Source organism: Bradyrhizobium sp. WSM1253 (genome assembly GCF_000244935.1).
In the GTDB taxonomy this organism is placed as follows: domain Bacteria; phylum Pseudomonadota; class Alphaproteobacteria; order Rhizobiales; family Xanthobacteraceae; genus Bradyrhizobium; species Bradyrhizobium canariense.
Window position 1 is genome coordinate 587,907 of record NZ_JH600073.1, and the last position, 24,500, is coordinate 612,406.

Annotated in this window: 25 protein-coding genes; 12 read left to right on the forward strand and 13 right to left on the reverse strand. The window is 63.5% G+C overall.

Annotated elements, in window-relative coordinates:
* Window positions 1–38 precede the first annotated feature (38 nt).
* Entirely contained in the window at window positions 39–266 is a 228-nt protein-coding gene (locus tag BRA1253DRAFT_RS04665; RefSeq protein WP_007591641.1) for a hypothetical protein, read from the forward strand.
* A gap of 429 nt (window positions 267–695) precedes the next feature.
* A complete protein-coding gene (locus tag BRA1253DRAFT_RS04670) occupies window positions 696–890 on the forward strand; it encodes a hypothetical protein (protein ID WP_007591646.1) in 195 nt (64 codons plus the stop codon).
* A gap of 414 nt (window positions 891–1,304) precedes the next feature.
* On the opposite strand, the gene BRA1253DRAFT_RS40400 is transcribed toward BRA1253DRAFT_RS04670, so the two are convergent.
* Window positions 1,305–2,243 carry a LysR family transcriptional regulator gene (locus BRA1253DRAFT_RS40400; protein ID WP_157158544.1) on the reverse strand — a complete coding sequence of 313 codons (939 nt, stop codon included), beginning with the start codon at window positions 2,241–2,243 and terminating at the stop codon, window positions 1,305–1,307.
* Window positions 2,244–2,534: 291 nt separating this feature from the next.
* Between BRA1253DRAFT_RS40400 and BRA1253DRAFT_RS04680 the strand changes: the two genes are divergently transcribed.
* Together BRA1253DRAFT_RS04680 and BRA1253DRAFT_RS04685 are read left to right on the forward strand one after the other, a co-directional pair.
* Complete coding sequence (locus tag BRA1253DRAFT_RS04680) at window positions 2,535–3,506, forward strand: tripartite tricarboxylate transporter substrate binding protein (RefSeq protein WP_007591650.1); 972 nt, start codon at window positions 2,535–2,537, stop codon at window positions 3,504–3,506.
* A gap of 220 nt (window positions 3,507–3,726) precedes the next feature.
* A complete protein-coding gene (locus BRA1253DRAFT_RS04685) occupies window positions 3,727–4,209 on the forward strand; it encodes a DoxX family protein (protein ID WP_007591652.1) in 483 nt (160 codons plus the stop codon).
* Window positions 4,210–4,252: 43 nt separating this feature from the next.
* Here the strand turns inward: BRA1253DRAFT_RS04685 and BRA1253DRAFT_RS04690 are convergent, their stop codons facing one another.
* From BRA1253DRAFT_RS04690 to BRA1253DRAFT_RS04710, 5 genes are all read right to left on the reverse strand, one after another.
* Window positions 4,253–7,438, reverse strand: coding sequence for an efflux RND transporter permease subunit (locus BRA1253DRAFT_RS04690; RefSeq protein WP_007591654.1), 3,186 nt, complete (start codon window positions 7,436–7,438; stop codon window positions 4,253–4,255).
* Window positions 7,435–8,850: an efflux RND transporter periplasmic adaptor subunit gene (locus tag BRA1253DRAFT_RS04695; protein WP_007591656.1), complete on the reverse strand. Its 1,416-nt coding sequence runs from the start codon at window positions 8,848–8,850 to the stop codon at window positions 7,435–7,437. The genes BRA1253DRAFT_RS04690 and BRA1253DRAFT_RS04695 overlap by 4 nt, the downstream gene beginning before the upstream one ends.
* Entirely contained in the window at window positions 8,847–9,254 is a 408-nt protein-coding gene (locus tag BRA1253DRAFT_RS04700; RefSeq protein WP_007591658.1) for a FixH family protein, read from the reverse strand. Before BRA1253DRAFT_RS04700 ends, BRA1253DRAFT_RS04695 begins: the two co-directional genes overlap by 4 nt.
* Window positions 9,255–9,346: 92 nt before the next feature.
* Complete coding sequence (locus tag BRA1253DRAFT_RS04705; RefSeq protein WP_007591660.1) at window positions 9,347–9,700, reverse strand: hypothetical protein; 354 nt, start codon at window positions 9,698–9,700, stop codon at window positions 9,347–9,349.
* 161 nt (window positions 9,701–9,861) lie between these two features.
* On the reverse strand, window positions 9,862–10,758 hold the full coding sequence (locus tag BRA1253DRAFT_RS04710) for a DMT family transporter (RefSeq protein ID WP_007591662.1): 897 nt from the start codon (window positions 10,756–10,758) through the stop codon (window positions 9,862–9,864).
* Window positions 10,759–11,262: 504 nt separating this feature from the next.
* Here BRA1253DRAFT_RS04710 and BRA1253DRAFT_RS04715 point away from each other — a divergent pair.
* The 5 genes from BRA1253DRAFT_RS04715 (at window position 11,263) to BRA1253DRAFT_RS04740 (ending at window position 16,597) form a co-directional block, all read left to right on the forward strand.
* Window positions 11,263–11,457 (forward strand): hypothetical protein, encoded by a 195-nt coding sequence (locus BRA1253DRAFT_RS04715; protein WP_007591663.1) that lies wholly within the window; start codon window positions 11,263–11,265, stop codon window positions 11,455–11,457.
* A gap of 61 nt (window positions 11,458–11,518) precedes the next feature.
* Window positions 11,519–15,283, forward strand: a complete 3,765-nt coding sequence (locus tag BRA1253DRAFT_RS04720) for a vitamin B12-dependent ribonucleotide reductase (RefSeq protein ID WP_007591665.1) — start codon at window positions 11,519–11,521, stop codon at window positions 15,281–15,283.
* Between the two features lie 31 nt (window positions 15,284–15,314).
* The gene (locus BRA1253DRAFT_RS04725; protein WP_007591667.1) at window positions 15,315–15,560 is read left to right on the forward strand and encodes a DUF4160 domain-containing protein; all 246 of its coding nucleotides are present in this window, start codon (window positions 15,315–15,317) and stop codon (window positions 15,558–15,560) included.
* Complete coding sequence (locus BRA1253DRAFT_RS04730) at window positions 15,541–15,789, forward strand: DUF2442 domain-containing protein (protein ID WP_007591670.1); 249 nt, start codon at window positions 15,541–15,543, stop codon at window positions 15,787–15,789. The genes BRA1253DRAFT_RS04725 and BRA1253DRAFT_RS04730 overlap by 20 nt, the downstream gene beginning before the upstream one ends.
* A gap of 292 nt (window positions 15,790–16,081) precedes the next feature.
* Window positions 16,082–16,597 (forward strand): ParB N-terminal domain-containing protein, encoded by a 516-nt coding sequence (locus BRA1253DRAFT_RS04740; protein ID WP_007591672.1) that lies wholly within the window; start codon window positions 16,082–16,084, stop codon window positions 16,595–16,597.
* Window positions 16,598–16,732: 135 nt separating this feature from the next.
* Here the strand turns inward: BRA1253DRAFT_RS04740 and BRA1253DRAFT_RS04745 are convergent, their stop codons facing one another.
* The gene (locus tag BRA1253DRAFT_RS04745) at window positions 16,733–17,239 is read right to left on the reverse strand and encodes a hypothetical protein (protein ID WP_007591674.1); all 507 of its coding nucleotides are present in this window, start codon (window positions 17,237–17,239) and stop codon (window positions 16,733–16,735) included.
* A gap of 380 nt (window positions 17,240–17,619) precedes the next feature.
* Window positions 17,620–17,910 (reverse strand): hypothetical protein, encoded by a 291-nt coding sequence (locus BRA1253DRAFT_RS41110; RefSeq protein ID WP_007591676.1) that lies wholly within the window; start codon window positions 17,908–17,910, stop codon window positions 17,620–17,622.
* Window positions 17,911–18,255: 345 nt separating this feature from the next.
* On the opposite strand from BRA1253DRAFT_RS41110, the gene BRA1253DRAFT_RS04750 reads away from it, so the two are divergent.
* On the forward strand, window positions 18,256–19,311 hold the full coding sequence (locus tag BRA1253DRAFT_RS04750; protein ID WP_007591677.1) for a hypothetical protein: 1,056 nt from the start codon (window positions 18,256–18,258) through the stop codon (window positions 19,309–19,311).
* A gap of 102 nt (window positions 19,312–19,413) precedes the next feature.
* Here the strand turns inward: BRA1253DRAFT_RS04750 and BRA1253DRAFT_RS04755 are convergent, their stop codons facing one another.
* The gene (locus tag BRA1253DRAFT_RS04755) at window positions 19,414–19,884 is read right to left on the reverse strand and encodes an SMI1/KNR4 family protein (protein WP_007591679.1); all 471 of its coding nucleotides are present in this window, start codon (window positions 19,882–19,884) and stop codon (window positions 19,414–19,416) included.
* A gap of 177 nt (window positions 19,885–20,061) precedes the next feature.
* Window positions 20,062–21,072 (reverse strand): acyl-CoA desaturase, encoded by a 1,011-nt coding sequence (locus BRA1253DRAFT_RS04760; RefSeq protein WP_007591681.1) that lies wholly within the window; start codon window positions 21,070–21,072, stop codon window positions 20,062–20,064.
* Between the two features lie 204 nt (window positions 21,073–21,276).
* On the opposite strand from BRA1253DRAFT_RS04760, the gene BRA1253DRAFT_RS04765 reads away from it, so the two are divergent.
* Window positions 21,277–22,071, forward strand: a complete 795-nt coding sequence (locus BRA1253DRAFT_RS04765; protein WP_007591683.1) for a transglycosylase SLT domain-containing protein — start codon at window positions 21,277–21,279, stop codon at window positions 22,069–22,071.
* 107 nt (window positions 22,072–22,178) lie between these two features.
* On the opposite strand, the gene BRA1253DRAFT_RS41115 is transcribed toward BRA1253DRAFT_RS04765, so the two are convergent.
* Window positions 22,179–22,454, reverse strand: coding sequence for a hypothetical protein (locus tag BRA1253DRAFT_RS41115; protein WP_083869795.1), 276 nt, complete (start codon window positions 22,452–22,454; stop codon window positions 22,179–22,181).
* 284 nt (window positions 22,455–22,738) lie between these two features.
* On the opposite strand from BRA1253DRAFT_RS41115, the gene BRA1253DRAFT_RS04770 reads away from it, so the two are divergent.
* Window positions 22,739–22,984, forward strand: a complete 246-nt coding sequence (locus BRA1253DRAFT_RS04770) for a hypothetical protein (RefSeq protein ID WP_007591687.1) — start codon at window positions 22,739–22,741, stop codon at window positions 22,982–22,984.
* A 3-nt stretch (window positions 22,985–22,987) separates the two neighbouring features.
* On the opposite strand, the gene BRA1253DRAFT_RS04775 is transcribed toward BRA1253DRAFT_RS04770, so the two are convergent.
* Window positions 22,988–23,635 carry a hypothetical protein gene (locus tag BRA1253DRAFT_RS04775; RefSeq protein WP_007591689.1) on the reverse strand — a complete coding sequence of 216 codons (648 nt, stop codon included), beginning with the start codon at window positions 23,633–23,635 and terminating at the stop codon, window positions 22,988–22,990.
* A 301-nt stretch (window positions 23,636–23,936) separates the two neighbouring features.
* Window positions 23,937–24,473 carry a helix-turn-helix domain-containing protein gene (locus tag BRA1253DRAFT_RS04780; RefSeq protein ID WP_007591691.1) on the reverse strand — a complete coding sequence of 179 codons (537 nt, stop codon included), beginning with the start codon at window positions 24,471–24,473 and terminating at the stop codon, window positions 23,937–23,939.
* Window positions 24,474–24,500 lie beyond the last annotated feature (27 nt).

The following is a 24,500-nucleotide window of genomic DNA, read 5'->3' on the forward strand; positions in this document are numbered from 1 at the left end:
ATTTAATTTTTGGGCTTACCTCTGGACGGAGAAAACGCATGCCGGATCAGGACGACCGTCGCGAGTTCTTAAAAACCTGCGGAAGGTTCGCGGCGGTGACGCCTCCAGCCATCACCCTACTCCTGTCGACATCCCTCACATCGGATGCAATCGCGAAGTCGGGCGCAGGCGCGGTCCACCACGACCATCACCATCACGGTAACAACGGCTGGGGCAACGGCGGCGGAGACGGCAGCCCCAACGGCAAGGACGATAGAGGCCGCTGAGACGACGACACACGGCCTCCGGAAGGAGACACAATGCAGCCCAGGCGCCGCGACGTAGATTGGCATTTCGCCGGCTTCGTTGTTTCGATGATCTGGCTGGCGGTCGTTGCTGCCGCTCTTCTTGCAGTGCTCTTCCGAGGGCACCCTTGAGGAGTTATGAAGTACATTTTCATCGCGGTCGGCTGCTGGCTGCTGCTGAACGTGCTCTTCGTTGTGCTAGTCACTCCGCCGCGTAGGCGCCGGCCGCGACAGCTTGCTCGCACGATTGATGCAGTCAAGAAATTCATTTTCAGCAGACGGCAGCCCCCTACCTGACGAGGGCAGTGCCGCGCTGCAAAAAACGACAGTAAGGCTGGCTGTTTATTTCCAGCGACGCCGCACCGCAGCTCGCTGTATCGTTCCGTTTTTCCAACAGCGGATTTGATTGCCATGCACCACATCCAGAGTACGCATATTGCCGCGATATTGAAACTGACCGCCCAGCAGCTTGAAGCACTCCGCACCCGCCCAGAGATCCAAAAGGAATATTCCGAAATCCTCGTTTTGAGAGAGAAAATAAAACTGGCGACCGATCTGAAGAAGGCTCGCCGGCAGCTCCTTACTCGGTGCCTGCCAAGCGCCTGAAGCGAGAGAACTCCACCCGTTCCTTGCGCTGTGAGGCTCGAGCAAGGAGCTGCTCGTTGGCATTCCCGCTTGTGGACCCTTGCGGTCATTCCGCTGTACAGGTCTGCGTCGGAGCGGTGAACAAATGCCGGGAATGTTCTATGGCCTGTTCAGCTTTCTGGTGCAGACTGGATCGACTTTGGGCAGGGTTGGCAATCCCGTCCGAGGCGAAGCCGGTCGGCCGGCCCGCTGCACGACCCGACTGACCGGAAGAAGGCGGAAAGTCCACTGCGCCCGCCGGCAACATAGGAGATCTCCGCGCGAGTGGCCTTCTGGTATGATGCTTCTCTCTGAGCAACGGCTTCGGACAGCAGGAGTTAGCTAGAACTGGCCGTCGATCGATGCCGATCGGGTTCAGCCCCAGAGTTCAGGTCCTTACCAACCGCGGCGATGCACGGGGTTTTGCCCCGTGTTGGCATGAAGCACCGTGAGCTCATGAGGATCGAACTCGGCAAACGCCTCGCGCATGAAGCGCAAGAATGCCGCCACGCGCGGAATGCCGGCGCTGCCACGCCGGTATAAAAGATGAATGCCGAAGCTTGGCGGGCATGACCATCCCGGCAGCAGTCGCGTGAGCCGACCCGACGTCAGGAAAGCCGGATCGAAGCAGGCCATGTAGATGACGCCGACGCCTGCACAGGCCGCCACGATCAGGCCTTCGCGATCCGGTGTGACGAACGAAGGTCGGATTTGGATCGTTTCGAGCATCCCATTGCGTTCGAATTTCCAATGGTCGACGGAACCAATCGACCAAGCTGGACGAAACAGCAGACAGCGATGATTGACGAAGTCGGCAGGCTGCTCCGGTGCGCCGAAACGACGGACGTAGTCCGGCGAGGCATACGCGGCCGGCTTACCCTGACCGAGCCGTTGCGCCACCAGCCGGGACGGCGGAGGTTCGCCGACATGCAGCAGAACGTCGAGGTTTTCAGACTGCATGTCGCGGGGATCCTGGGTCAGCCGCGTCTCGACGAGCAACTCGGGGTATCGATCGTTCAGATTGGCCAGCCTCGGCATCAGGACATAGCGAGCGAGAGGCGCCTGCACGCCTACCCGCACAATTCCGCTGATCCGCCCATGCCTCTTCGTGTAGCCTTCTGTTAGCTCGGTAATGCGGGCAACAATGTCCACGGCCCTGCGATAGACGTCGATCCCTTCCTGGGTGAGCTTGAGCTGACGCGTCGTCCGGTTGAACAAGGGGACCTTAAGCTCGCGCTCCAGCTCGGCGATACCGCGACTGACCGCCGACGGTGTCAGCTCCATGATCCGTGCCGCCGCAGCAAAGCTGCCGCTGTCGGCGGCGCAGATCAGCATTTCGAGGCGACGGCCGCGATTCAAGACGAAACCTCACAAGCTTGGCGGTACCCGTATTCGTGATATTAACTCACGACTGAAGTTCGTCAAAGCTTCTCGACGCGACCGGCCCTGGTGCCTACGCTGCATCCCAGAATTTGCATTGTCGAGGAAGCGTGATGAGGAAGCCAGCTTTAACGACATGTCGCCGGGCTCCCGACGGGCTAGGCGTTTCGAAGTCGTCAGTCGACGGCTGCCTCGTTTTGTAACCAAAGCGGTCCGGCTCATATCCTGTGTCTTGAGGAGAATGTCATGCGTCGTCAGCGCTGGACTTTGTTGATGTTGCTGCTTTGCAGCCTGACGCCTGTCCTGCCAAAGGCAGCCATGGCCGAATGGCCCGAGCGGGCTGTGAAGATCGTGGTGACGTTTCCTCCAGGCAGCGCCAACGACGCGGCAGCACGTATTTTCGCGGATGCGTTGTCCAAACGGTGGGGCAAACCGGTGATCGTCGAAGATCGAACGGGTGCCGAAGGGACAATCGGCGTCGGCGCGTTCGTTTCAGCGCAGGACGATCACACCCTGCTCTATACTGTAATCGGTTCGGTGACGGTCGCGCCGCTGCTGATCGACAAGCTTCCTTATGATGTGGATCGCGATCTGCTGCCGATCGCCTCCACTACATCGATCGTTCTCACTCTCACGGTTAGCAACGGCATTGGCGTCGGTACCATCCCGGAATTAATCGACGTCCTCAAGGCGCAGCCCGGCAACTATGCCTGGGCTTCGGCTCCCACGCTGCCGAGATACGTGTTTGCGGGCTTTCTCAAGCGTCACTCGCTCTCGATGAACTATGTGAGCTATCGCGACGGAGCTCAGCCGCAAGCCGATCTGGGAGAGGGCAGAATCCAGGTGCTTGTCACCTCGCTGACGGCATCCCAATCTCCCGTGCAAACCGGCAAGGCGCACTTCTTGGCGGTGATCAATCCAAGCAGAGCTGCGCTATTGCCTGAGGTGAAAACCGTGCGCGAGCTTGGCTACCCCGAACTCGAGATCGATGGTCTCGCCGGAATCTATGGCGGCCGCAACATGCCGGAGATCGTAAAGGCGCGGATTGCGGCCGACGTTGCCGCCATCTGTGCAGACAGCGAGGTTCGTCGCAAGCTCGAAGCCGGCGGGCACAACGTGCTTGCCGGAACCGCAAGCGAATTGAGGGCCGGAATCGAGCGGCAGCGGAGTTGGCTCGCCGGAATACGTCAGTTGGTCGATATCCGTGACGCAAGATAACAGGCAGGAGATCCCGACGATGTCGTCACCGGCAGCACTCACACTTCTCGACTGATCCAGTCGCATCGGATCTTGCGCAGCTCGGCCAGGCTAATCGCGCAGCTTTCCTGGCCGGCGATTTCTTCGCGTCCGTCCCAGGCATTTGCGAAAGCCTCGACTTGAGTTGCATCAAGGACGTCTGCCGCTTCGACGTTTAGGCTTGTTCGAAAGGAGAGCAGCCATGTTCATAGCGCCCGACGATTTCCGGATCAAAGCAGACAACTTCGACCTCATGCGAATGGACAACGTCATTCGCATCGCGTGCGGCGCCTTCTATCTTCCTCACGTCGCCGGAAAGTTCGTCGGCTTCGGCGTTCTCAACCCGGCCATCGTCAAGTTCTTCGCGTCTGCTGGCTTGTCGCCGCCCGAGGCCTGGGTCTACGTCGCCGCCGCGGCCGAATTGTCGGTCGCCATTGCGCTGACGCTTGGCATCTGCACGCGCTTCGCCGCGCTCGGTTCGGTCGGGCTGATGGCCGTGGCGGTCTATTCGCTCCAGACTGTGAAGGGCTTTGGCTGGACCTGGAACACGGGCGGATACGAATATCCGGTGTTCTGGGGCATCTGCTCCCTCGCTTTGGCCGCGCAGGCCTGGCAGGTCTGGCTGGGCCGGCGGCAGGACGTCGCCCCGGCTGGCAAGCTGGTGCGGATTGTCGCCGCGGAGTAATGGCCCCACCGCCTCGCCAGCACCACCGCCGCCAGCGTGAAGATCAGTGCTGCAATCTGCCCCGCTCTCCTGTTCGTTTGTCGGTCACCTTGGCCAGCCCAAAACATCCCTGTTCGTCACCTGGCAAGCCAATACCCTTTACAAGCCCGAATATGGCCGGGATGACGATCAGCGTGAGCAGGGTCGACGAAATCATCCCGCCGATCATTGGCACCGCAATGCGCTGCATAATCTCCGAGCCCGTCCCGGTGCTCCACATGATCGGTAGCAGGCCCGCCATGATCGCGACGACTGTCATCATCTTGGGGCGTACGCGCTCCACCGCGCCATCCATGATGGCGTCATAGAGGTCGCGGCGGGTCAGGGCCCGCCCCTCGGCGGCACGCCTGGCCGCGGTCTCAGCCAGCGCCTGATTGAGATAGATCAGCATGACGACGCCGGTCTCTGCGGCGACGCCAGCGAGCGCAATGAAGCCAACGGCGACCGCCACTGAAAGGTTGAAGCTCAACCACCACATCAGCCAAAGCCCGCCGACCAGCGCGAACGGCAGCGAGAGCATCACGATCATCGTCTCCGCGATCGAACGAAAGTTCAGGTACAGCAGCAGGAAGATGATCAGCAACGTCACGGGCACGACGATCTTCAGCCGCGCGGTTGCGCGCTCCAGATATTCGTATTGACCACTCCACATCACGTAGTAGCCCGGCGGAAACTTGATGCTGGCCTGCACAGAGGCTTTAGCGTCCGCGACGTAGCCCCCGAGGTCGCGATCGCGGATGTCGACGTAGATGTAGGTCGCGAGCTGGCCGTTCTCGGTCCGGATCGAGGTCGGCCCGCGCGCCGGCGCGACCTTCGCGACCTCGCCGAGCGGTACCGCGCCGCCGGCGGGCATCGGCACCAACACATCGTTGGCGATGGCCTGCGGATTGTCGCGCAGATCGCGCGGATAGCGCATGTTCACGGTAAAGCGCTGCCGCCCTTCCACGGTCGTGGTCACGGTCTGGCCGCCGAGTGCAGTCGCGATCGTGTCCTGAACGTCCTGGACCATGATGCCGTAACGCGCCAGCGCGGCACGGTCCGGGGTGACTTCCAGATAGTAGCCGCCGATACCGCGCTCGGCGTAGGCCGATGAGGTGCCCGGCACGGCCTTGAGGACCTGCTCGATCTGCTTGGCGAGCTTATCGATCTCGACCAGGTCGGTCCCGATCACCTTGACGCCGATCGGCGTTCGTATGCCCGTGGACAGCATGTCGATGCGGGCCTTGATCGGCATGGTCCAGGCGTTGGAGACCCCAGGAAACTGCAGTGCCTTGTCCATTTCGGCGATCAGTCCATCGATGGTCACACCGGGCCGCCACTCCTGCTTGGGCTTGAGGTTGACCACCGTCTCAAACATCTCGGACGGTGCCGGATCGGTCGCCGTCGCGGCGCGCCCTGCCTTGCCGTAGACCGAGGCCACTTCCGGAAACGAGCGGATGATCCGGTCCTGGGTCTGCATCAGTTCGCCGGCCTTCGTGACCGAGATGCCCGGCAGCGTCGTCGGCATGTAGAGCAGCGTGCCTTCGTTGAGGTTCGGCATGAACTCGGTACCGAGTTGTCGCGCCGGCCAGATGCTCACGGCCAGAATGGCGAGCGCGAGCACCACCACCAGCGTCTTGGCGCGCATGACGCCCTTGATCACCGGGCGGTAGATCCAGATCAGGACGCGGTTGATCGGATTCCTGTGCTCCGGAACGATCCGCCCGCGCACGAAGATCACCATCAGAGCCGGCACCAGCGTCACCGACAGGAGCGCAGCGGCCGCCATCGAGAACGTCTTCGTGAACGCCAGCGGGCTGAACAACCGCCCCTCCTGCGATTCCAGCGTGAAGATCGGCATGAAGGACACAGTGATGATCAGCAGGCTGAAGAAAAGTGCAGGCCCCACCTCCGAGGCGGCGGCGATCAGGACGTCGATCCTGGGCTTTCCCGGCTCGGCGCGTTCGAGGTGCTTGTGGGCGTTCTCGATCATGACGATGGCCGCGTCGACCATGGCGCCGATCGCGATCGCGATCCCGCCGAGGCTCATGATGTTGGAGCCTAAGCCCAGCAGCTTCATGGCGCCGAACGCCATCAAGACCCCGATGGGCAGCATCAGGATCGCGACAAGGGCGCTACGGACGTGCAGCAGGAACACGATGCAGACCAGCGCGACCACGACGCTTTCCTCGAACAGCGTGTGCTTGAGCGTGTCGATGGCCGCGTAGATCAGGTTGGAGCGATCGTAGACCGGCACGATCTCGACCGACTTCGGAAGGCTGGAGGCGATCTCCCGGAAGCGCTTCTTGACGTTCTCAATCACCTCCAGCGCATTGACGCCGAAGCGCTGTAGTACGATGCCGCTGGCGACCTCGCCCTCGCCGTTCAGCTCCGTGATGCCGCGCCGCTCGTCGGGGCCCAGTTCGACACGCGCGACGTCGCGCAGCAGCACCGGCGTCCCGTTGTTCGTCTTCAGCACGATGTCGCCGAGGTCGTTGGTCGACTTGATGTAGCCCTTGCCGCGGATGACGTACTCGAACTCGGACAGTTCGACGGTCCGGCCGCCGACGTCGGCATTGCTGGCGCGGATGGCATCGCGCATCTTCTGCATGGTGATGCCGCGGTCGCGCATGCGTTGCGGATCGAGGATCACGTTGTACTGCTTGACGAAGCCGCCGACGCTCGCAACCTCGGCGACACCCTCGGCCTTCGCCAGGGCGAACTTCAGATTCCAGTCCTGGATGGTGCGGGTGTCGGCGAGATTCAGCTCCTTCGACATCACGGCATACTGGTAGACCCAGCCGACGCCGGTCGCGTCGGGGCCGATCGTGGGGCTCACGCCGGCAGGCAGGCGCGCGCTGGCGCCGTTGAGGAATTCCAGCACGCGCGAGCGCGCCCAGTAGATGTCGGTGCCGTCCTCGAAGATGACGTAGACGAAGGAGACGCCGAAGAAAGAGAAGCCGCGCACGACCTTCGATTTCGGCACGGTCAGCATCGCCGTCGTCAACGGATAGGTGACCTGGTCCTCGATCACCTGCGGGGCTTGGCCCGGGTACTCCGTGTAGACGATGACCTGGGTGTCCGAGAGATCCGGGATAGCATCGAGCGGCAGATGCAGAAGCGCGTACAGCCCCGCCGCGGCGGCGAAGCCGGTCCCGAACAGGACCAGCAGCAGGTTGCGGGCGGACCAGGCGATGAGACGCGCGATCATTGCTGCGCCCCCTCGGTAAAGCCCTTCAGCGCGGCCTTCAGGTTGCTTTCGGCATCGATCAGAAAATTCGCCGAGACCACCACGGCCTCGCCCTCCGCGAGACCCTGACGGACCTCCACGAAGCCGCCGCCCCGGTGGCCGAGCCTGACCTCACGAGGCTCCAGCCGACCCTGGCCCTTATCGACGAAAACGGCTTGCCGGCTGCCGGTGTCCATCACCGCGCTCTCCGGCACTGCGAGGACGGCATCGCCGCTGCCGGTGTCGATGTCGGCGTCGACGTACATGTCGTGCAGCAGGATCAGGTCCGGATTCTGCAGTTCGATCCGCACGCGCGCCGTCCGGGTCTCCTTGTTGATCTCGGGGTAGATGACCTGGACCTTTCCCGTGAACTCCCGTCCCGGAAAGCTCCGCGCCTTGACCGTGACGGGCTGGCCCGTGGCGATCATGCCGAGGTCGCGTTCGGCGACGTCGATCAGGGCCCACACCATCGAGTGGTCAGCGATCCGGAACAGGACGCCGCCCGGCTCGACGCGCATGCCCTCGATGGCGTTGCGCTCCAGCACGATGCCGTCGCGCGGCGAAGTCCATCCGATCGACGTCGGCACGGTCCGGCTCTTCTCGATCGCCGATATCGCAGCATCGGGCACGTCCAGATTCATCAGGCGCTGGCGCGATCCACGGCCATACTGAACGTCGCCGCTGGTCGTCTTCGAGGTGATGGTGGTGAGGTACTCGGCGGCAGCAGAGGAGACGGATGGGCTGTAGACCTCCATCAGCGGCTGCCCCTTGATCACGTGAGATCCGGTCGTGACGTCGGCGACCTTCAGGATGAAGCTTTCCGCCCGCATGGCGACGACGGAGATCCGCCGCTCGTCCAGCGCGATCGTGCCCGGCGCCCTGATGACGGTCCGGATCACGCGCATCGCTGCGGGCTCCGACTTGACGCCGGTCCGCTGGATCTTGCCGGGCGAGAGTTTGATCGACCCGTCGTCGCTGTCGTCGCCCTCGTAGACGGGGATGTAGTCCATTCCCATCGAATCCTTCTTCGGCGTCGGCGATGTGTCCGGCAGGCCCATGGGATTGCGGTAGTATTTGATCTTGCGCTCTCCGGAGGCGCCGGCCGGTGTCGCCGGCGGCGGGGCTGCCACCTGCTCGTCGTCGAAGCCGACGTCGGCGCCTGCGGGCACCGCGCGGAAATCCCGGCCATCCCGGGTCTTTCTCGGCACCAGCGAGTACGACGGTTTGCCGTCCGGATCCTGGTAGTAGATCGCGGCGCCGCTCTCCTCGGCCGCAGCGGGGCCGATCACGGCGGCGATTCGCGCCGTCGGCCGCTGCGGGCCGGCGACGACGAACGCGATGCCCGCCGCCGCGATCAACGCGGCGGCCAGGCTTGCTGCGATGGGGCGGGTCACTTCTGCGCCGTGATGACGAGCTTGTTCTCGACGGTGCCGGTCTCGCCCTGGACCTTGGCTCCGAGCGAAAGCTGCCACCGCCCCGCCATGCCGAAGGTCGCCTTGAAGCGGTACGTGCCCGGCTCCGTCCCCGGCATGGGCGCGACCTTGGTCGCCATCTCCTGCATGCCGTCCGGAGCCATGTCCAAACGGCTGGCGAAGATCACCGCATCCGGCACCGGTTTGCCGGTCTTGGTGTTCACGAGCCGGACGGTGACGACCTTGTCTGGCCCGGCCTGCACCGATTGGTCGACGAGCTCGAACTTATAGTCCTTGATGTCGGCCAATGCGGCCGAGCTTGCGCCGCCGATGGCCGCAGCGATCAACGCGGCCTGGACGGCGCGCGCGAAGGTAGACGTCTTCATGTTGTATCCTCGATGTCCTGAATTCGCCGCCGAGGCGGCGCGCGTCATCCGCGCGCGCGAGGCGCACGGACGCGATCGGCGTCAAGCGCCGCTCAGGCCAGGGTTCGAGGGGGTTGGTCGGGAGGTGGACGGACCAAACCGTCGCCGACCAAATCGTCCGCCACCGAGTGGGTGGTCCGGATCGCGTGTCGCAGCGGCAAAGCGACGGCCTCGGAGGGTCCCGCCTGGGTCGTCTTCAGGACGCACATCGCAACCAGCGGGCAGTCCAGGCAGTCATTGCTCTTCTGGTCGTTGGGGCAGCAGGGCATGTCGGCCGACATCGACATGTCGCTCATGCCGTCAAGACGAGCTTGCGCAGCGGCCGCCGGCGCCGCCAAGGGCGCCAACGTCAAACCGACGGTCACCAAGACCGCGAACGCAACTCTGAGCACTCGCCGCAGATTCATGGTCCCAACATCCCACGGGGAGCGGAACTTTGAAAGCTCGCCGCCTTCACATGTTCGAAATCGTCAGCCGCAGCAAGGCTGCAGAAGACGCAGCAGTCGAGGCCGATGTTCGCGGTAAACCGGACATCAGGCGGCCAGCCGCTTCATGAGTCCGCATCCTATTACCGCGTCGCCAGCACCACCGCCGCCAGCGTGAAGATCAGTGCTGCGATCTGTCCCGCGCCCAGCGGCTCGTGGAGCGCGATCGCGGATGCCACGACGCCGATGACAGGCACTGCCATGGTCCCGATCGCGGCGACCGAGGCCGGCAGGCGCGCAAGGGCAGCGAACCAGCTGACATAGGCGATGCAGAACTGCACCACGGTCGAATAGACCAGGAGCCACCATCCGACCGGCGTCACCAGCTCCAGATGCGTGGTCTCGACGGCGAGGCCGATGATCGTGATCGGCAGGCAGCCGATCCCGATCTGCCAGGCCGCGGCCGTGATCGGCGGCAGTCGGATCGGGTACTTCTTCGAAAACACAGTGCCGAGCGCGAAGCCGAGCGCGCCGCACAGCGCCATGACGATGCCCGGCAGCTTGTCCGCGGTGGCGGCAAAGCCGTTGCCGCCCATGATCGAGGCGAGGCCGGCAAAGGCCATCACCAACGCGATGGTGCGCAACAAGGTCGGCCGCTCGCCCAGCACCGGCCAGGCGATCAGCGAGGCCCAGACCGGCATGGTGTAGGCGATCAGCGCGGCTTCGCTCGCCGGCAGCCACAGCAGCGCCAGGCCCATCAGCACCATCCAGCCGGTGACGTTGAGGAGCGCGGCGGTGACGAGCCGAGGCCAGATCGCGCGCGGGACGCTGAGGCTGTCAGCGCGCATCAGCGCCAACGCCGCCAGCAGCACCGCGCCGAGCACGCCCGTCACCCCGCGCAAGGTCAGCGGCGGCAGCTCGGACAACAGGAATTTCGTCACCGGCCAGTTGAAGCCCCAGCCCACCGAGGTGATGGCGAGGAACATCAGGCCGGCCGGGGCGATGCGCGCTCGCAGCACCGGCCGAGTCGAATCAAGCATGTGGGTAGTCCGGCAAAATCTGATCGAGCTTGGCGCGGATTCGCCCCTCCCACCACCACCCCGGCGGGCATGCCTGCCCTCACCTTCCGTAGCCCTACGTGAGTCCCCCGGAGGCAAGCCCGCCATTCAAAAATATACCTGCCCTGTGAACAGCGGGGTGAAGCCTCAGCGGCGCCCCAAGATGGAAATTTTTTCGGTTGGGAATCCCTGAGGACTCACTGATACTTGGCTCAATAACAGGCGCGGGCCTGCCCCCTGTTATCCCCCACAATCCACCATATTTAGTATTTGATTCAGGAACTCGCACTAGTTCTTGACGGGCGTAACGGAGAGTCCTAGTTTTCGATCCGTTCGGCGCGAGTGTGTTTGCGTCCCGCCGGCACTCCCCCAAAGGGTCTGCAAAACAGCACTCCGCCAAGCCAGACAAAGGCAGCGGGATACGGGCTTGTCTGCCCGGCGAGAGCGGATCTTTCGGGCGCCTGAACGGGCTGGAAACAGGCTCGGATGGCAATGGTTGAAGACGTGACGTTGTGGGGCGTTGAACGCATGTCGGGCTCATCCCTTTGGGGCGGATGGGTCTGGACGTGCCGGCGGATGATCGGTGCGCGCATCGAGCAATCGCGTCGGGAGAAAATGGGCCGGGTCTACCGGCTGAACTGCGATGCCAAGGGCCAGGCGGCCTCGAGCACCGCGAAATGAAATGATGACCCGGCACGCCTGAACGGAGGCGGTCTGGTCAAAGATAGGACGGGGCAAGACCATGCGGATTGAGCGGCGCCACACCACTTCGGGACAGTCACCTTACGCCGGCATCGAGTTCCGGCTGACCACGTCGGAGATCAGGAATCCCGACGGCTCGGTCGTGTTCAAGCTCGACAATGTCGAGGTGCCGACCGCGTGGTCGCAGGTCGCCTCCGACGTCCTCGCCCAGAAGTACTTCCGCAAGGCCGGCGTTGCCGCGCGCCTGAAGAAGGTCGAGGAAGAATCCGTTCCCTCCTTCCTGTGGCGCTCCGTGCCCGACACCGAGGCGCTCGCCCTCCTGCCCGAGAAAGAGCGCTTCGTCAGCGAGCTCTCGGCCAAGCAGGTGTTCGACCGTCTCGCCGGCTGCTGGACCTATTGGGGCTGGAAGGGCAAGTACTTCTCCTCCGACGAGGACGCCCAGACCTTCTACGACGAGCTCCGCTACATGCTGACCATGCAGATGGTCGCGCCGAACTCGCCGCAATGGTTCAACACCGGTCTGCACTGGGCCTATGGCATCGACGGCCCCGGCCAGGGCCATTATTACGTCGACCCCTTCACCGGCAAGCTGACCCGGTCGAAATCCTCCTACGAGCATCCGCAGCCGCACGCCTGCTTCATCCAGGGCGTCGGTGACGACCTCGTCAACGAGGGCGGCATCATGGACCTCTGGGTCCGCGAAGCCCGCCTGTTCAAATACGGCTCCGGCACCGGCTCCAACTTCTCGCGCCTGCGCGGCGAAGGCGAACGCCTCTCCGGCGGCGGCCGCTCGTCCGGCCTGATGAGCTTCCTCAAGATCGGCGACCGCGCCGCGGGCGCGATCAAGTCCGGCGGCACCACGCGCCGCGCCGCCAAGATGGTCGTCGTCGACGTCGATCACCCCGACATCGAGACCTATATCGACTGGAAGGTGAAGGAGGAGCAGAAGGTCGCGGCTCTCGTCACCGGCTCCAAGATCAACCAGAAGCACCTCAAGGCGGTGCTGAAGGCCTGCGTCAACTGCGAAGGCTCGGGCGACGATTGCTTCGACCCCGAGAAGAACCCGGCGCTCCGCCGCGAGATCAAGCTGGCGCGCCGCAGCCTCGTGCCTGACAACTACATCAAGCGCGTCATCCAGTTCGCCAAGCAGGGCTACAAGGACATCCAGTTCGACGTCTACGACACCGACTGGGATTCGGAAGCCTACCTCACGGTATCCGGCCAGAACTCCAACAACTCGGTCTCGCTCAAGGACGACTTCCTGCGCGCGGTCGAGACCGACGGCGACTGGAATCTCGTGGGACGCACCACGAAGAAGGTCACCAAGACGCTGAAGGCGCGCGACCTCTGGGAAAAGATCGGCTACGCCGCCTGGGCGTCGGCCGACCCGGGCCTGCACTTCAACACCACCATGAACGACTGGCACACCTGCAAGGCGTCCGGCGACATCCGCGCCTCCAATCCGTGCTCGGAATACATGTTCCTGGACGACACGGCGTGCAACCTCGCCTCCGCCAATTTGCTGACGTTCTACGACATCCCCTCCAAGCGTTTCGACGTCGAAGGCTACGAGCACCTCTGCCGGCTCTGGACCATCGTGCTCGAAATCTCGGTGATGATGGCGCAGTTCCCGTCGAAGTCGATCGCCGAGCTCTCCTACGAGTTCCGCACGCTCGGCCTCGGCTACGCCAATATCGGCGGCCTCCTGATGACCATGGGCCTGTCTTATGACTCGAAGGAAGGCCGCGCGATCGCCGGCGCGCTGACCGCGATCATGACAGGCATCACCTACAAGACCTCGGCCGAGATGGCGTCCGAGCTCGGCACCTTCCCCGGCTACAAGAAGAACGCCGCGCACATGCTGCGCGTGATCCGCAATCACCGCCGCGCCGCCCATGGCCAGTCCAACGGCTACGAGGCGCTCAGCGTCAATCCGGTGCCGATGGACTTGGTGTCCTGCCCGCAGACCGACCTCGTCACCCATGCGCAAGCGGCCTGGGATGCGGCGCTCGAGCTCGGCGAGAAGCACGGCTATCGCAACGCCCAGACCACGGTGATCGCGCCGACCGGCACGATCGGCCTCGTGATGGATTGCGACACCACCGGCATCGAGCCTGATTTTGCGCTGGTGAAATTCAAGAAGCTCGCCGGCGGCGGCTACTTCAAGATCATCAACCGCGCGGTCCCCGCAGCGCTGCGCGCGCTCGGCTATCGCGAGAGCGAGATCGCGGAGATCGAGGCCTACGCCGTCGGCCACGGCTCGCTCTCCAACGCGCCGGGCATCAACGCCTCGACGCTGAAGGCCAAGGGCTTCACCGACGAAGCCATCGCCAAGGTCGAAAAGGCGCTGCCGACCGCGTTCGACATCAAGTTCGCCTTCAACAAATGGACTTTTGGCGAGGACTTCATCCGCGACCAGCTCGGCATCGGCGCAGAGGCGATCGCGGCCCCCGGCTTCGACCTGCTCCAAGCCGTCGGCTTCACCAAGCGCGAGATCGAGGCGGCCAACGTCCACATCTGCGGCGCGATGACGGTGGAAGGTGCCCCGCACCTCAAGGCCGAACATTATCCGGTGTTCGACTGCGCCAACCCCTGCGGCAAGGTCGGCAAGCGCTATCTCTCGGTCGAGAGCCACATCCGCATGATGTCGGCGGCGCAGCCCTTCATCTCGGGTGCGATCTCCAAGACCATCAACATGCCGAACGACGCAACTGTAGAGGACTGCAAGTCCGCCTACATGCTGTCGTGGAAGCTGGCGCTGAAGGCCAACGCGCTCTATCGCGACGGCTCCAAGCTCAGCCAGCCGCTCAACTCGCAGCTCATCAGCGATGATGAGGACGAGGACGATGCGGTCGATCATCTCTACGACAAGCCGATGGCGGCCCGCACCGCCCAGGTCTCGGAAAAGATCGTCGAGAAGCTGGTCGAGCGCATCATCGTGATGCGCGAGCGCGAGAAGATGCCGGATCGCCGCAAGGGCTACACCCAGAAGGCGGTCGTCGGCGGCCACAAGGTGTATCTGCGCACCGGCGAGTATGACGACGGCCGTATCGGCGAGATCTTCATCGACATGCACAAGGAAGGCGCCGCACTGCGCTCCTTCATCAACAACTTCGCCATCGCGGTGTCGCTGGGTCTCCAGTACGGCGTGCCGCTCGACGAATATGTCGACGCCTTCACCTTCACCCGCTTCGAGCCGGCGGGCCCGGTGCAGGGCAACGACAGCATCAAATATGCGACCTCGATCCTCGACTACGTCTTCCGCGAGCTGGCGGTGAGCTATCTCAGCCGCTTCGACCTCGCCCATGTCGATCCCAGTGAGACCGGGTTCGACGTGCTCGGCAAGGGCGTCGAGGAAGGCAAGGAGCCTGATGATCACGGCCAGCGCGCCTCCAAGCTGGTGTCGCGCGGCCTCACCCGCTCCCGCACCGACAACCTCGTGGTGATGCGCGGCGGCTCGACCGCGGTCGCGCAAGGCAACGACAGCGCACCGGCGGGCGGCAGCAAGGTCACCTCGCTCGCCTCCCACGGCGCGGGCCGTGCCGGCGACGTCCTGGAAGGCGCGGTCGCGCTGAAGCAGGAAGTGGCCCACGACCTCTCGCCCACCGAGAAGTTGGAAGCCCTGCAATGGAGCAAGGCCGGCAGCGCGCAAGTCGCAGTGCCCAGCAAGGCCGAGCGCCGCGCGGAAGCCAAAGCCAAGGGCTATGAGGGCGAGATGTGCAGCGAGTGCGGCAACTTCACGCTGGTGCGGAATGGCACGTGCATGAAGTGCGATACGTGCGGCAGCACGACGGGGTGCAGCTGATACCAATAGCGCAAGCCGCCCGGAGGCATTGATGCCAGTTGCATTACGCCAGGGCGGCTTGCGTTACTACTTCTTCTCAAATGAGGGGCAGCCACCCGAGCTGCCCCATATTCATGTCAAAGGCGGCGGCCGGGACGCCAAGATTTGGCTTGAGCCTGGCATATCAATAGCCGACAGTTATGGCTTCAATCCGCGGGAACTTTCGAATATCCTGCGCGTCGTGGAAGACAATCGCGATCTTCTCCTGAAGGCCTGGCATGACCATTTCGGCAACTAGCGTTCGCTTCGACGAACACACGATGTGGGTCGAACTGTCCGATGGAAGGACACTCGGGATCCCGCTTGCGTGGTTTCCGCGCCTGCTCCATGCAACGCCAGACGAACGCAACCAGGTCGAGCTCAGCCGCGTCGGCCTGCACTGGGAAGCACTTGACGAAGATATCTCCGTTGCCGGCCTTCTCGCGGGACGCGGCGATGTCACCCGCTCCCCGGAACACGCCGCCTAAGTGGCCGATCCGCCCTGCGGATGCGTCGCCCGGAAGCTGCAGGCAAGCCCGAGGTCTACGACAGCGACATGTGCTCGGTATTGCGGCGACAGCACGTAGGATGGGTGGAGCGAAGCGATACCCATCGCCGCCAAATCCCCAGAAGGGATGGGTTTCGCAAGGGCTCAACCCATCCTACGAGCTCATCAACACCCTGCCGCCGAAATTACCTTTGCGGTCGAGCCCTTCCCTCCTAAACTCCGACCACCGCCGGCATCGGTTCCGACGGGCCCGGTAGAAGCGGAGTCAAGTAATGCCCAAACCGGAAAGCTTCCCGATCGAGAAGATCTTCGTTCCCACGAAGCAGAAGAAAGCCATCAAGCCCGAGACCGTCGGAGAGATCGCTGAAAGTATGCTGGACATCGGACAACAGGAACCCATTTCCGTCCGGCTCGACGGAGACCGCCTCGTTCTGGTCGAGGGACTGCATCGGCTCGAAGCCTGCAAGGCGCTCGGCGAGACGACGATAATCGGTGTCATCGTCCCGGCGGAGGTCGCTCAACACAGGCCGCTGCTCTCCGAAGGACCCGCAGTCGAGGCAGAGCGCATCAAGATGGCGCGATTGAAACAGCTGCGCCTCGAGAAGGAAGCTGCGGAAGCATCTATGGCTGGCTCAAAGAGCGTCAACGGAACGGAACCGCCGCGCACCCGTCCGACGAAAGGCGTTCGCGACAATCCGAAGGCATCACCGGGCCGGACCGTGGGATCGACACCGAAAACATTGTCGGACTGGATCACGCAGCAAAAGGGCCACGGCGGCCGCTATTGATTGTTGGCTCCAGCTCGGGTGGAGCGAAGCGATACCCATCACCGCTCGATCGGCGAGAGATGATGGGTCTCGTAAGGGCTCAACCCATCCTACGACCTTGAGCTCAACCCACCCTACGCGCTATCTACGCCCGCCTCACCGTATCTCGCTCATCGACACCTTGGCGGCGATCCCGTTCAACTCGGGCTGTTGCGATGCGAACTCCTCGTTGGACGATGAGCCTAGCGAGACGTCGACCATTCTGCGCTTGACCTGTTCGCATGTCTTGCGGACGTCTTCGGTGAACAGCGCACATTCTTCGATGCGCCTGAAGATCTTCCGACCCTCTTCACGATACTCCGCCGCCGTTTCTCGCATGAAGGCGATCGCATCATGGACCTGGGCTGTCAGCGCCTCGCATTTTTGCGCGGCGTCGATCAACTCGGTGCCCATGGCCTCGATCTCTTTTGCAGCGGACTCATAGTCCCGAACGACCGCCTCTGCACTGAGCGCGCCGACGCGCGTCACGCCCGCGGTGTGCTCGACGTAATCAGGCAGCGCAATGGAAGCAAGAGAGCTTCCCGAGCGTATCGATGCAATGTCCTCCTCAAGCTGGACCAGGTTCACTCCGTCCCGCCTGCGCAATTGTTCGACATTTGCCATTATTGATCCTCCCATACGCACCCAGAACCCCTAACAGCATTGGGTTTATTACGGGGATAAGCTCCGTTCTACCCTGATGTATCCTTGACAGCCGCAATTTTGCCGCTTTTTCCCGGTCGCCGCGAATGCACGCAGCGATCGACTTTTCGGCGTTCAACCTCTCATGGTGGCGGCCGGCGAAGATGGCACGCACGCCTCGCTAGAAGTCGAGCTGTCGAGCAACAGACGCGCCAATACGCACGGTGAAGCGAGCACAGCCCGGATCCCGTGTGTGCGGGCCCGGAACTCGGATCACCTCTCCCCGCTCGGAGAGAGGTGCTCCGCGCACAGCCGACCCATCGGTGCTCTGGCCGCTGCGCCAAGACCGGCTACAAGACCGGCTAGTAGCAGGGCGGGTAAGGTTCGTAGCCGCAGCGGCGATAGCCGCCGTAGGCTCCGTAAGCCCCGTAAGCTGCCGCACCAACCGCAGCAGCTCCGACGCCCACGGCAACTCCGCGGCGCACGGCTGCACCACGATAGACGCCACCGCGATAGACACCGCCGTGATGAACACCAACTCGACCAACCCCGACGCCTCTTCGATACGCGAAGGCGTCGGTCGAAACAGTCGCGATGCAGGCGATGCCAATGATTGCGGATGCGGTAAGTGAAACGATGGTTCGGCGCGACATGTCCACTCTCCTTCCTGGATTGGAACGGTGCGTCAGCGTAATTCTCCAATCAGCGGGTTTTGTTGATTTAGAACAATGCGGGCCGTTGCGATCTGGCGGCCGAGTTCATAACGAGACAGCGAAACTGTCACGCTGACCTACATAGGGCATCAGCGGGAGCCACACCGATTTCGCTCATGTACCTGACGCTCCCGACGCATGCCGGTTCGGCAACGCCCACGCCCGCCCCCGAGCCCGCCATAATTTCTCCTTCGCACGCGCGTTGTGTTGGACGGCGGCGAGTCCTATCGTTCCGATCGGACTGCCGCACTCCCATTGACGCCCGACTGGATCGAGAGCGCATCGGTGCCCGAGACGAACGACCCCAAACCTGACGACCACAAGCCTGATGCCCCTAAGCCGGACGCTCCCAAGCCGGACGAGGTGCGCGCCGATGGCGGGCTGGCGCGGGCTTACGACCGGATCAAGAGCGCAGAGCAAGACCTTGCGCGGCTGGACCGGCTGGTTTCCGGAATGGAACGCGGCAGCGAAGGCCCGCGGGTCTCGCGAGCAAGCGCCGGTGCGGAGACTATCCAGGCTCCCAAGGACAAGATTCCCGAGGACAAGACTCCCAAGGCCGCGGCGCCGGCGCCAGATAGCGAGGTTCGCAACCAAGGCCTGAAGGGAGATCGGCCCATGCTGCGTGCTCTGGTCGGTCTCGTGCTGGCGATCGGCATTCTCGGTGCAGCCTTCGCTTCGCAATATAGCGATCAGGCCAGGTCGATGACCAAATCGATCATGGCGCGATGGGCTCCACCGGCCGCCACTCGGCCTCCGCAAGCGTCCGCGGTTGAAAGTCCGGCGCAACCGGCGGCCGTGCAGCTGGCTGCCGCGGATGAGCCCGGCACGGTGCCCGCGCCGCCGGTCGGCAAGGACACTGAGAGCAATGCAGGGTTTGACGCTTCAAGACCCGACGCTCCAAGGCCCGACGCTTCAAGAACTGGCGCCACAGCACCTGACCCCTCGTCGTCCGATCTCGCGCAATCGCTCAAGACCATCACCAGCGAGCTTGCGAGCATGAAAGGAAAGCTCGAGCAACTGAAGAGCCGCAACGAGCAGACGCTGCGCGAGCAGGCCGACACCATTCAACAGCTCAAGGCGGCGCAGGAGAAGGATGCGGCGGCTAACGCACGCCTCGCCGCACAGGTCCAGGCGCTGCAAAAGGAGCCGACGACGTCATCCGCATCTTCATCCGCACCCGCGAAACCCGCCGTGCGGAGCGCAATCAACAACGATACCGCTGCGCCTGCCCGGCCGCACGCGCAGGCGGCCGCACCCCGGCGGCCCAGGCCGCCGTCGCGCGGGCCCTGGATGCCCCCGCCTTATATGGTCGATCCCTACTACGGCGATCCGGATTGGTGAGCCCGCGGGATGGGTGGAGCGAAGGGATACCCATCGCTAGCCAATCGACAGAAGCGATGGGTTTCGCAAGGGCTCAACCCATCCTACTAGCTGCATATCCATTCACCCCTCTCCCAAGCCGAGGATGAAGGTTTCAAGATCGGGCGCGAGTTCGTTTGTGTTCGGGAAATCGGCGAACATGTCGCCACCGTCCACCGGTTCATGCTCGTGATCCCAGTAGAAGACCTGCCCATAACTGTCCTCCTCCAGACTCAGCAGGAACAGGTCGCCGCCGGGATCGGGTGCGAAGGGGCAGCTCAGCCGGGGGATTCGATTCATGCTCCGATACACATCGTAATTGTCGATGACGCCGTAGCTGTCGGTCGGATGCGTCGTGAATAGCACGTCCAAAACGGTGCGGTCGTTGCGCCAAGGCAGCTCGACGCCGCAGCGGTCGAAGCCGCCGCCGTCCGATTGCGCCAGCAGCTCCTTGTAGGGCGCGGGCAACGGCGCACCGATGTGTTGCTCCAACGCGCGGATGGCGTTGGAGGGCGCCGGTGTCCGTCGGTCGTCCATGAGATCCAGATAGTTCATCGGCCTAAACTTCGTGCCCCGTGGGCCATCAAAGCGCCCGCGCTAGTGAGCACACCACTAGATCGGTGTGGCCAAATCCATGGCGTAGTCGAGCACCGAGCCCGAAGGATGGGTAGAGCACTTGCGAAACCCATCGTGCGATGACGGCGATTGGTGGGTCGCTTCCGCTCTACCCATCTACGGCCTGATCGCTTCGGTATCTGCCACTGAACGTTCTCCGCCGTCTGAACCGCCAGAGGGACGCGTCCTGCTCCCAGCCGCGAAAATGTCGTGCACGAGGCCAAGCTTCCCGAGTCCCAGAATGATCAGGCCGTTGATGTCGATCTCGTACCAGGCGTGCGAAATGTAGGCGTCGCGCGGAAACCGGTGATGGTTGTTGTGCAGGCCTTCACCGAAGGTGAGGATCGTGGTCACGAACTCGTTGGTGGTGCCGTCGTCGAGATCGAAGCGGCGGTAGCCGTAGCGGCCGTCGCTGTGGCAGACCGAGTTGACCAGCGATGTCGCCATGGTCATGAGGTAGCTGCGGAACAGGCCGGAGAACAGGATGCAGCCGGTCATCGTGTGCACGCCGCCAAAGGCGTAGCCGATCGCGCCCGGAATGATCACCGCCGAGAGCGCGTACCAGTACCAGCGCGTCCTGGTGAAGAACATGGCGATCGGATCGGCCAGGATATCCTTGGCGTAGTATCCGGCATCGGTGGTGGCCTGATCCCACACCCAGCCGCCTTGCGCATGCATCATCCCCTTGGCGAAGGTGACATAGGGATTGCCGTCGCCGTCATAGTAAGGGCTGTGGACGTCGCCCGGCTTGTCGGAGTGAAGATGGTGCCGGCGATGATTGCTCACCCATTTCAGGATCGAGCCCTGCACCGCCATGGTGGCGATGGCCGCGAACAACGTCCGCATCACCGGACCGCAGCGGAAGCTGCGGTGGACGAAGTAGCGATGCATGAAGCCGATCCCGACCGTGGATAGCGCGAACGTGCCGGCGAAGACCGAAACCTCCACCCAGCCGATGCCTTGCCAGAACGCCCAGACCAGCGCCGCGATCGAACCGCCGATCATGATGACGAAGGAGATGTAGGAATCGCGAAACTTGGCCTCGACCACCGGCCCTTCGACCAGCACGCCCGGCGGCATTTTCCGCTCCGCAACTTCCGCCGACACCACGCTTTCAATGACGGTCATTCCAACGATCCATTCACACAAAATTAACCCTGTTGCGGCGCACAGTACAACCTCGGGTTATTTCCATCAAGGATACGAGCTGCCGTGGGAGTACGGAGCGGCGACTTGAAAAGACGCGACCAGAGAGAAAAGAAGCCGGATTTCAAGGGCTGGTGACCGCGTTAACCAGCTACAAAGCCTCCGCAATGCACTCCCAGAAGACCGATGCCAGCACGAAGCAAGCCCCTCCTCTCTCGCCTTCGCAAGCTCAGGCGACGCGCGCGATGGCTGCGAAAGACATTCGCCCGCGCACCGCGCATGGTTCGGATCGCGAGCGGCGTGGCGATGCTGCTGGCGGTCGTCGTGCTCGTGAACATCGCCTATCAAACCATGCGCAAGCCGACCGAGCTGTTCGTCCTTGTCGGCCACGCGCTCGACAAGGAGCCATCGGAGACCTGGCGGCAATACGGGCCGCTGTTCCGCAAGCATGCCACCGCGACGATCACGCCCGAATTGCTGGCCGCACTGGCGCAGGTCGAGAGTTCAGGCAATCCGCTCGCGCGCACCTACTGGCGTTGGCAATGGAGCCTCAATCCGCTCGCGATCTACCGGCCCGCCTCCAGCGCCGTCGGCCTCTTCCAGATGCTGGACGCAGCCTATGCCGACGCCGCGCGGTTCTGTATTCGCAGTAACGCGGTCACGGAAGCCGGCTGCGGCTCTCCCTTCCTCTATGTCCGCGCGATTCCGAGCCACGCCATCGAGCTCGCATCGGTGTATCTCGATCGCAATGTCGCCGATGTTCTCGCCCGTGCGGGTGATGTGAAGGCGAGCGCGCGCGAGCGGCAGGATCTGGCCGCCTTCATCCATCTCTGCGGCGCCGGCCCCGCCACGGCCTACGCACGCCGCAAGTTTGCGATGATCGCCGACGAGCGTTGCGGCGATCACCTCGTCGCGAGCTATATCGCCAGGGTCAACGCGATGAAGCGGCAGTTTCAGCGGCTTGCGGCCGACGACGATTAAGGACGTAGCCCGGATGAGCGCAAGCGAAATCCGGGATTCGTGCCATGCGGGCGATCGTGCGATGCGGATGGTCCGGATTACGCTTTCGCTCCATCCGGGCTACGGGATCACCACCAATACGGCCACCGCCAACCCTCATACCGCACCCACGACGACACCAAAGGCGGTCCGTACGGATCGACCCGGTCATCTTCCGGGCGATAACGATAACGCGGAACAATATTGTAATCCCACGGCGTCGGCCTGAGCACGGGGACATCCACCCTCAGCCGTTGTTCATCCACCACGCGAGCCTTCCGCGTCCGGGCGTCGGCATCCGATATTCCGAGATTGCACAGCACCAGGGCGGTTCCGAGCGCACACGCGACAGTCATGATCTTCATGCGTTGGTCTCCTTGCCCCAAGAGTGCAAAAGGACGCCAAGCAAGGCAAGCGAATTTGCGATCAAGCTTTGCCGGAATGACCGATGCCGGCCACACCGCCTCCGTCGGCTTCATCCTTCTGCTTGTCCCACCGGCTCTGCTCCGCCTCGGCGCGCTCTCCAGCGCAGCGTGCTGCGCTTTGATCGACTCCGCTCTCCCCAGGATTGCAAACAGCGATCCAACACGCTAAACGTCTGGCGATTGAAGCAAATCGATTCCAGCCTCTGGGGGATATGTACAAGCCGATGGCATTTTTCGTCGTGGCGTTTTTGTCCCTGGGTATCTCGATGGCCAAGGCTGCCCCCGTTTACGAGTGTGGCGGCAACGCTGCGTGCCAGGCCAAGCGCGAGCGCATGTCCCAGGACGCTTACGATCGCAACATCGGCCGGTGCCTGACCGCAGCGGGCGCCACGCGCGAGCAGTGGCGCGCCCATGCCGTGCCCCGCGCGCAGGCAGACAAGGTCCGCGCTTGCCTCGAAGCGCGCGGCTGAGCCCTACTCCCGCGCACGTCGCACCGCCTCCGTCAGCTTCATCCGCTGCTTGTCCCACCGGCTCTGCTCTGCCTCGGCACGCCCATCGAGCGCAGCGCGCTCCGCGTCGATCGCCTCCGCCCGCTCCTCGTGCTCCCGCCTCGCCTCGTCCAGCGCCGCCTGTGCACTCGCGACCGCTTTCTCGCGGCGCGCGCGCTCCTTGGCGCGAGCGATCTCCTCCTTGCGGCGCTCGGCTTCCCGCCGGCGCTCTTCCTTCGCGAACGCCGCGGCGGCCTTGCGCGCCTGTTGATCGTCGATCTTGCGGGATGGTTGCTTTGCAGCGTTTGAAGGACTCTTTTTCGGCTTGGATTTCGGCCTGCGCTTCGGCTTGGCCGCGTCGTCAGCGAGATCGGTCGGCAACTCGGAATGCTCGGTGAACGCCCCATCCGATCCGACCGGACGCCTGAGCACCACGCCCGGCTTCTCCATGGTCGCCGCGACGATGTCGGGGTCGTCAGTCTCCTTCGCGGCGCCCTGATGAAACAGATTGGACCTGGCGCCCCAGGCGTCCAGCGCTGCCTTCATCGAGGGCGCGGCGATCGCCTGGTCGTAGAAGCCGAGCGACGTCTGGAAGGTCTTCAGTTTTCTTTTTGGTTTTGCTTTTTTCGGCATGTCGCTCCGCAGCTGGCGAGCCACCAGCTTCCAGCGGCGCCATCATGCCATACTGCTCCTGTTTTGCCCGACGAGTCAAATTCGATTCGGTATCGCCGAAGTGGATTTGAGGCCGTAGCCCGGATGGAGCGCAGCGTAATCCGGGACCGGTGCCCCCGCAGGATTCCCGGATTGCGCTGCGCTCCATCCGGGCTACGGCCCAACACCGACGACTTTTCGGATTTCCAACACTCTGAAATCCCTCGGGATTTCTACTGTGCATGGGGTTGTTTTCGACGTTTTTGTTTTGAAGCGGTGCCGATTACGCCGCGTCGACATCCTCCGGCGCCGGCCCCGCGACGAGCCCGTCGAGGCCGACCATCAGCAGATCGGCGATGTGCATCAGCTGGTAGAGCGGAATGTCCGCGAGGCCCTGCTCGGCCAGCGACACGAAGGCCGGCGTGGCGCCGACGAGCTCGGCGAGCTGGCCTTGCGTGTAGCCGCGCTTTTCGCGCGCAGCCTTGAGGCGCGCACCGATCCCGAGCCGGTGCCGGGACTGCTCGTCCGCGGTCATCATCACGGCCTGCTCATCCGCGCTTGCATAGCCGTCCACGAACGCGCTGCCGATCAGCCTGCCCTTGCGCCAGGCGACCCGGCAGTCCTTGCGCAGTCCGCTGCTGAAGACCAGCGTGAACTGCTCGGCCACCCAGAGCGAGGCGTTGAGGCCGAGGCGCGCGCCGGTGCCGGAGACATCGCGAATCGTGCAGGGTGCGCTGATGGTCTTGCCGGTGCCGTTGTCGAACTCGACAATGCCGGTCCGCAAAATGTGATGTCTGACTGCGGCGCGGTGCTCGCTCATGACGGGACGTGGCTCCTGGACGCTCCT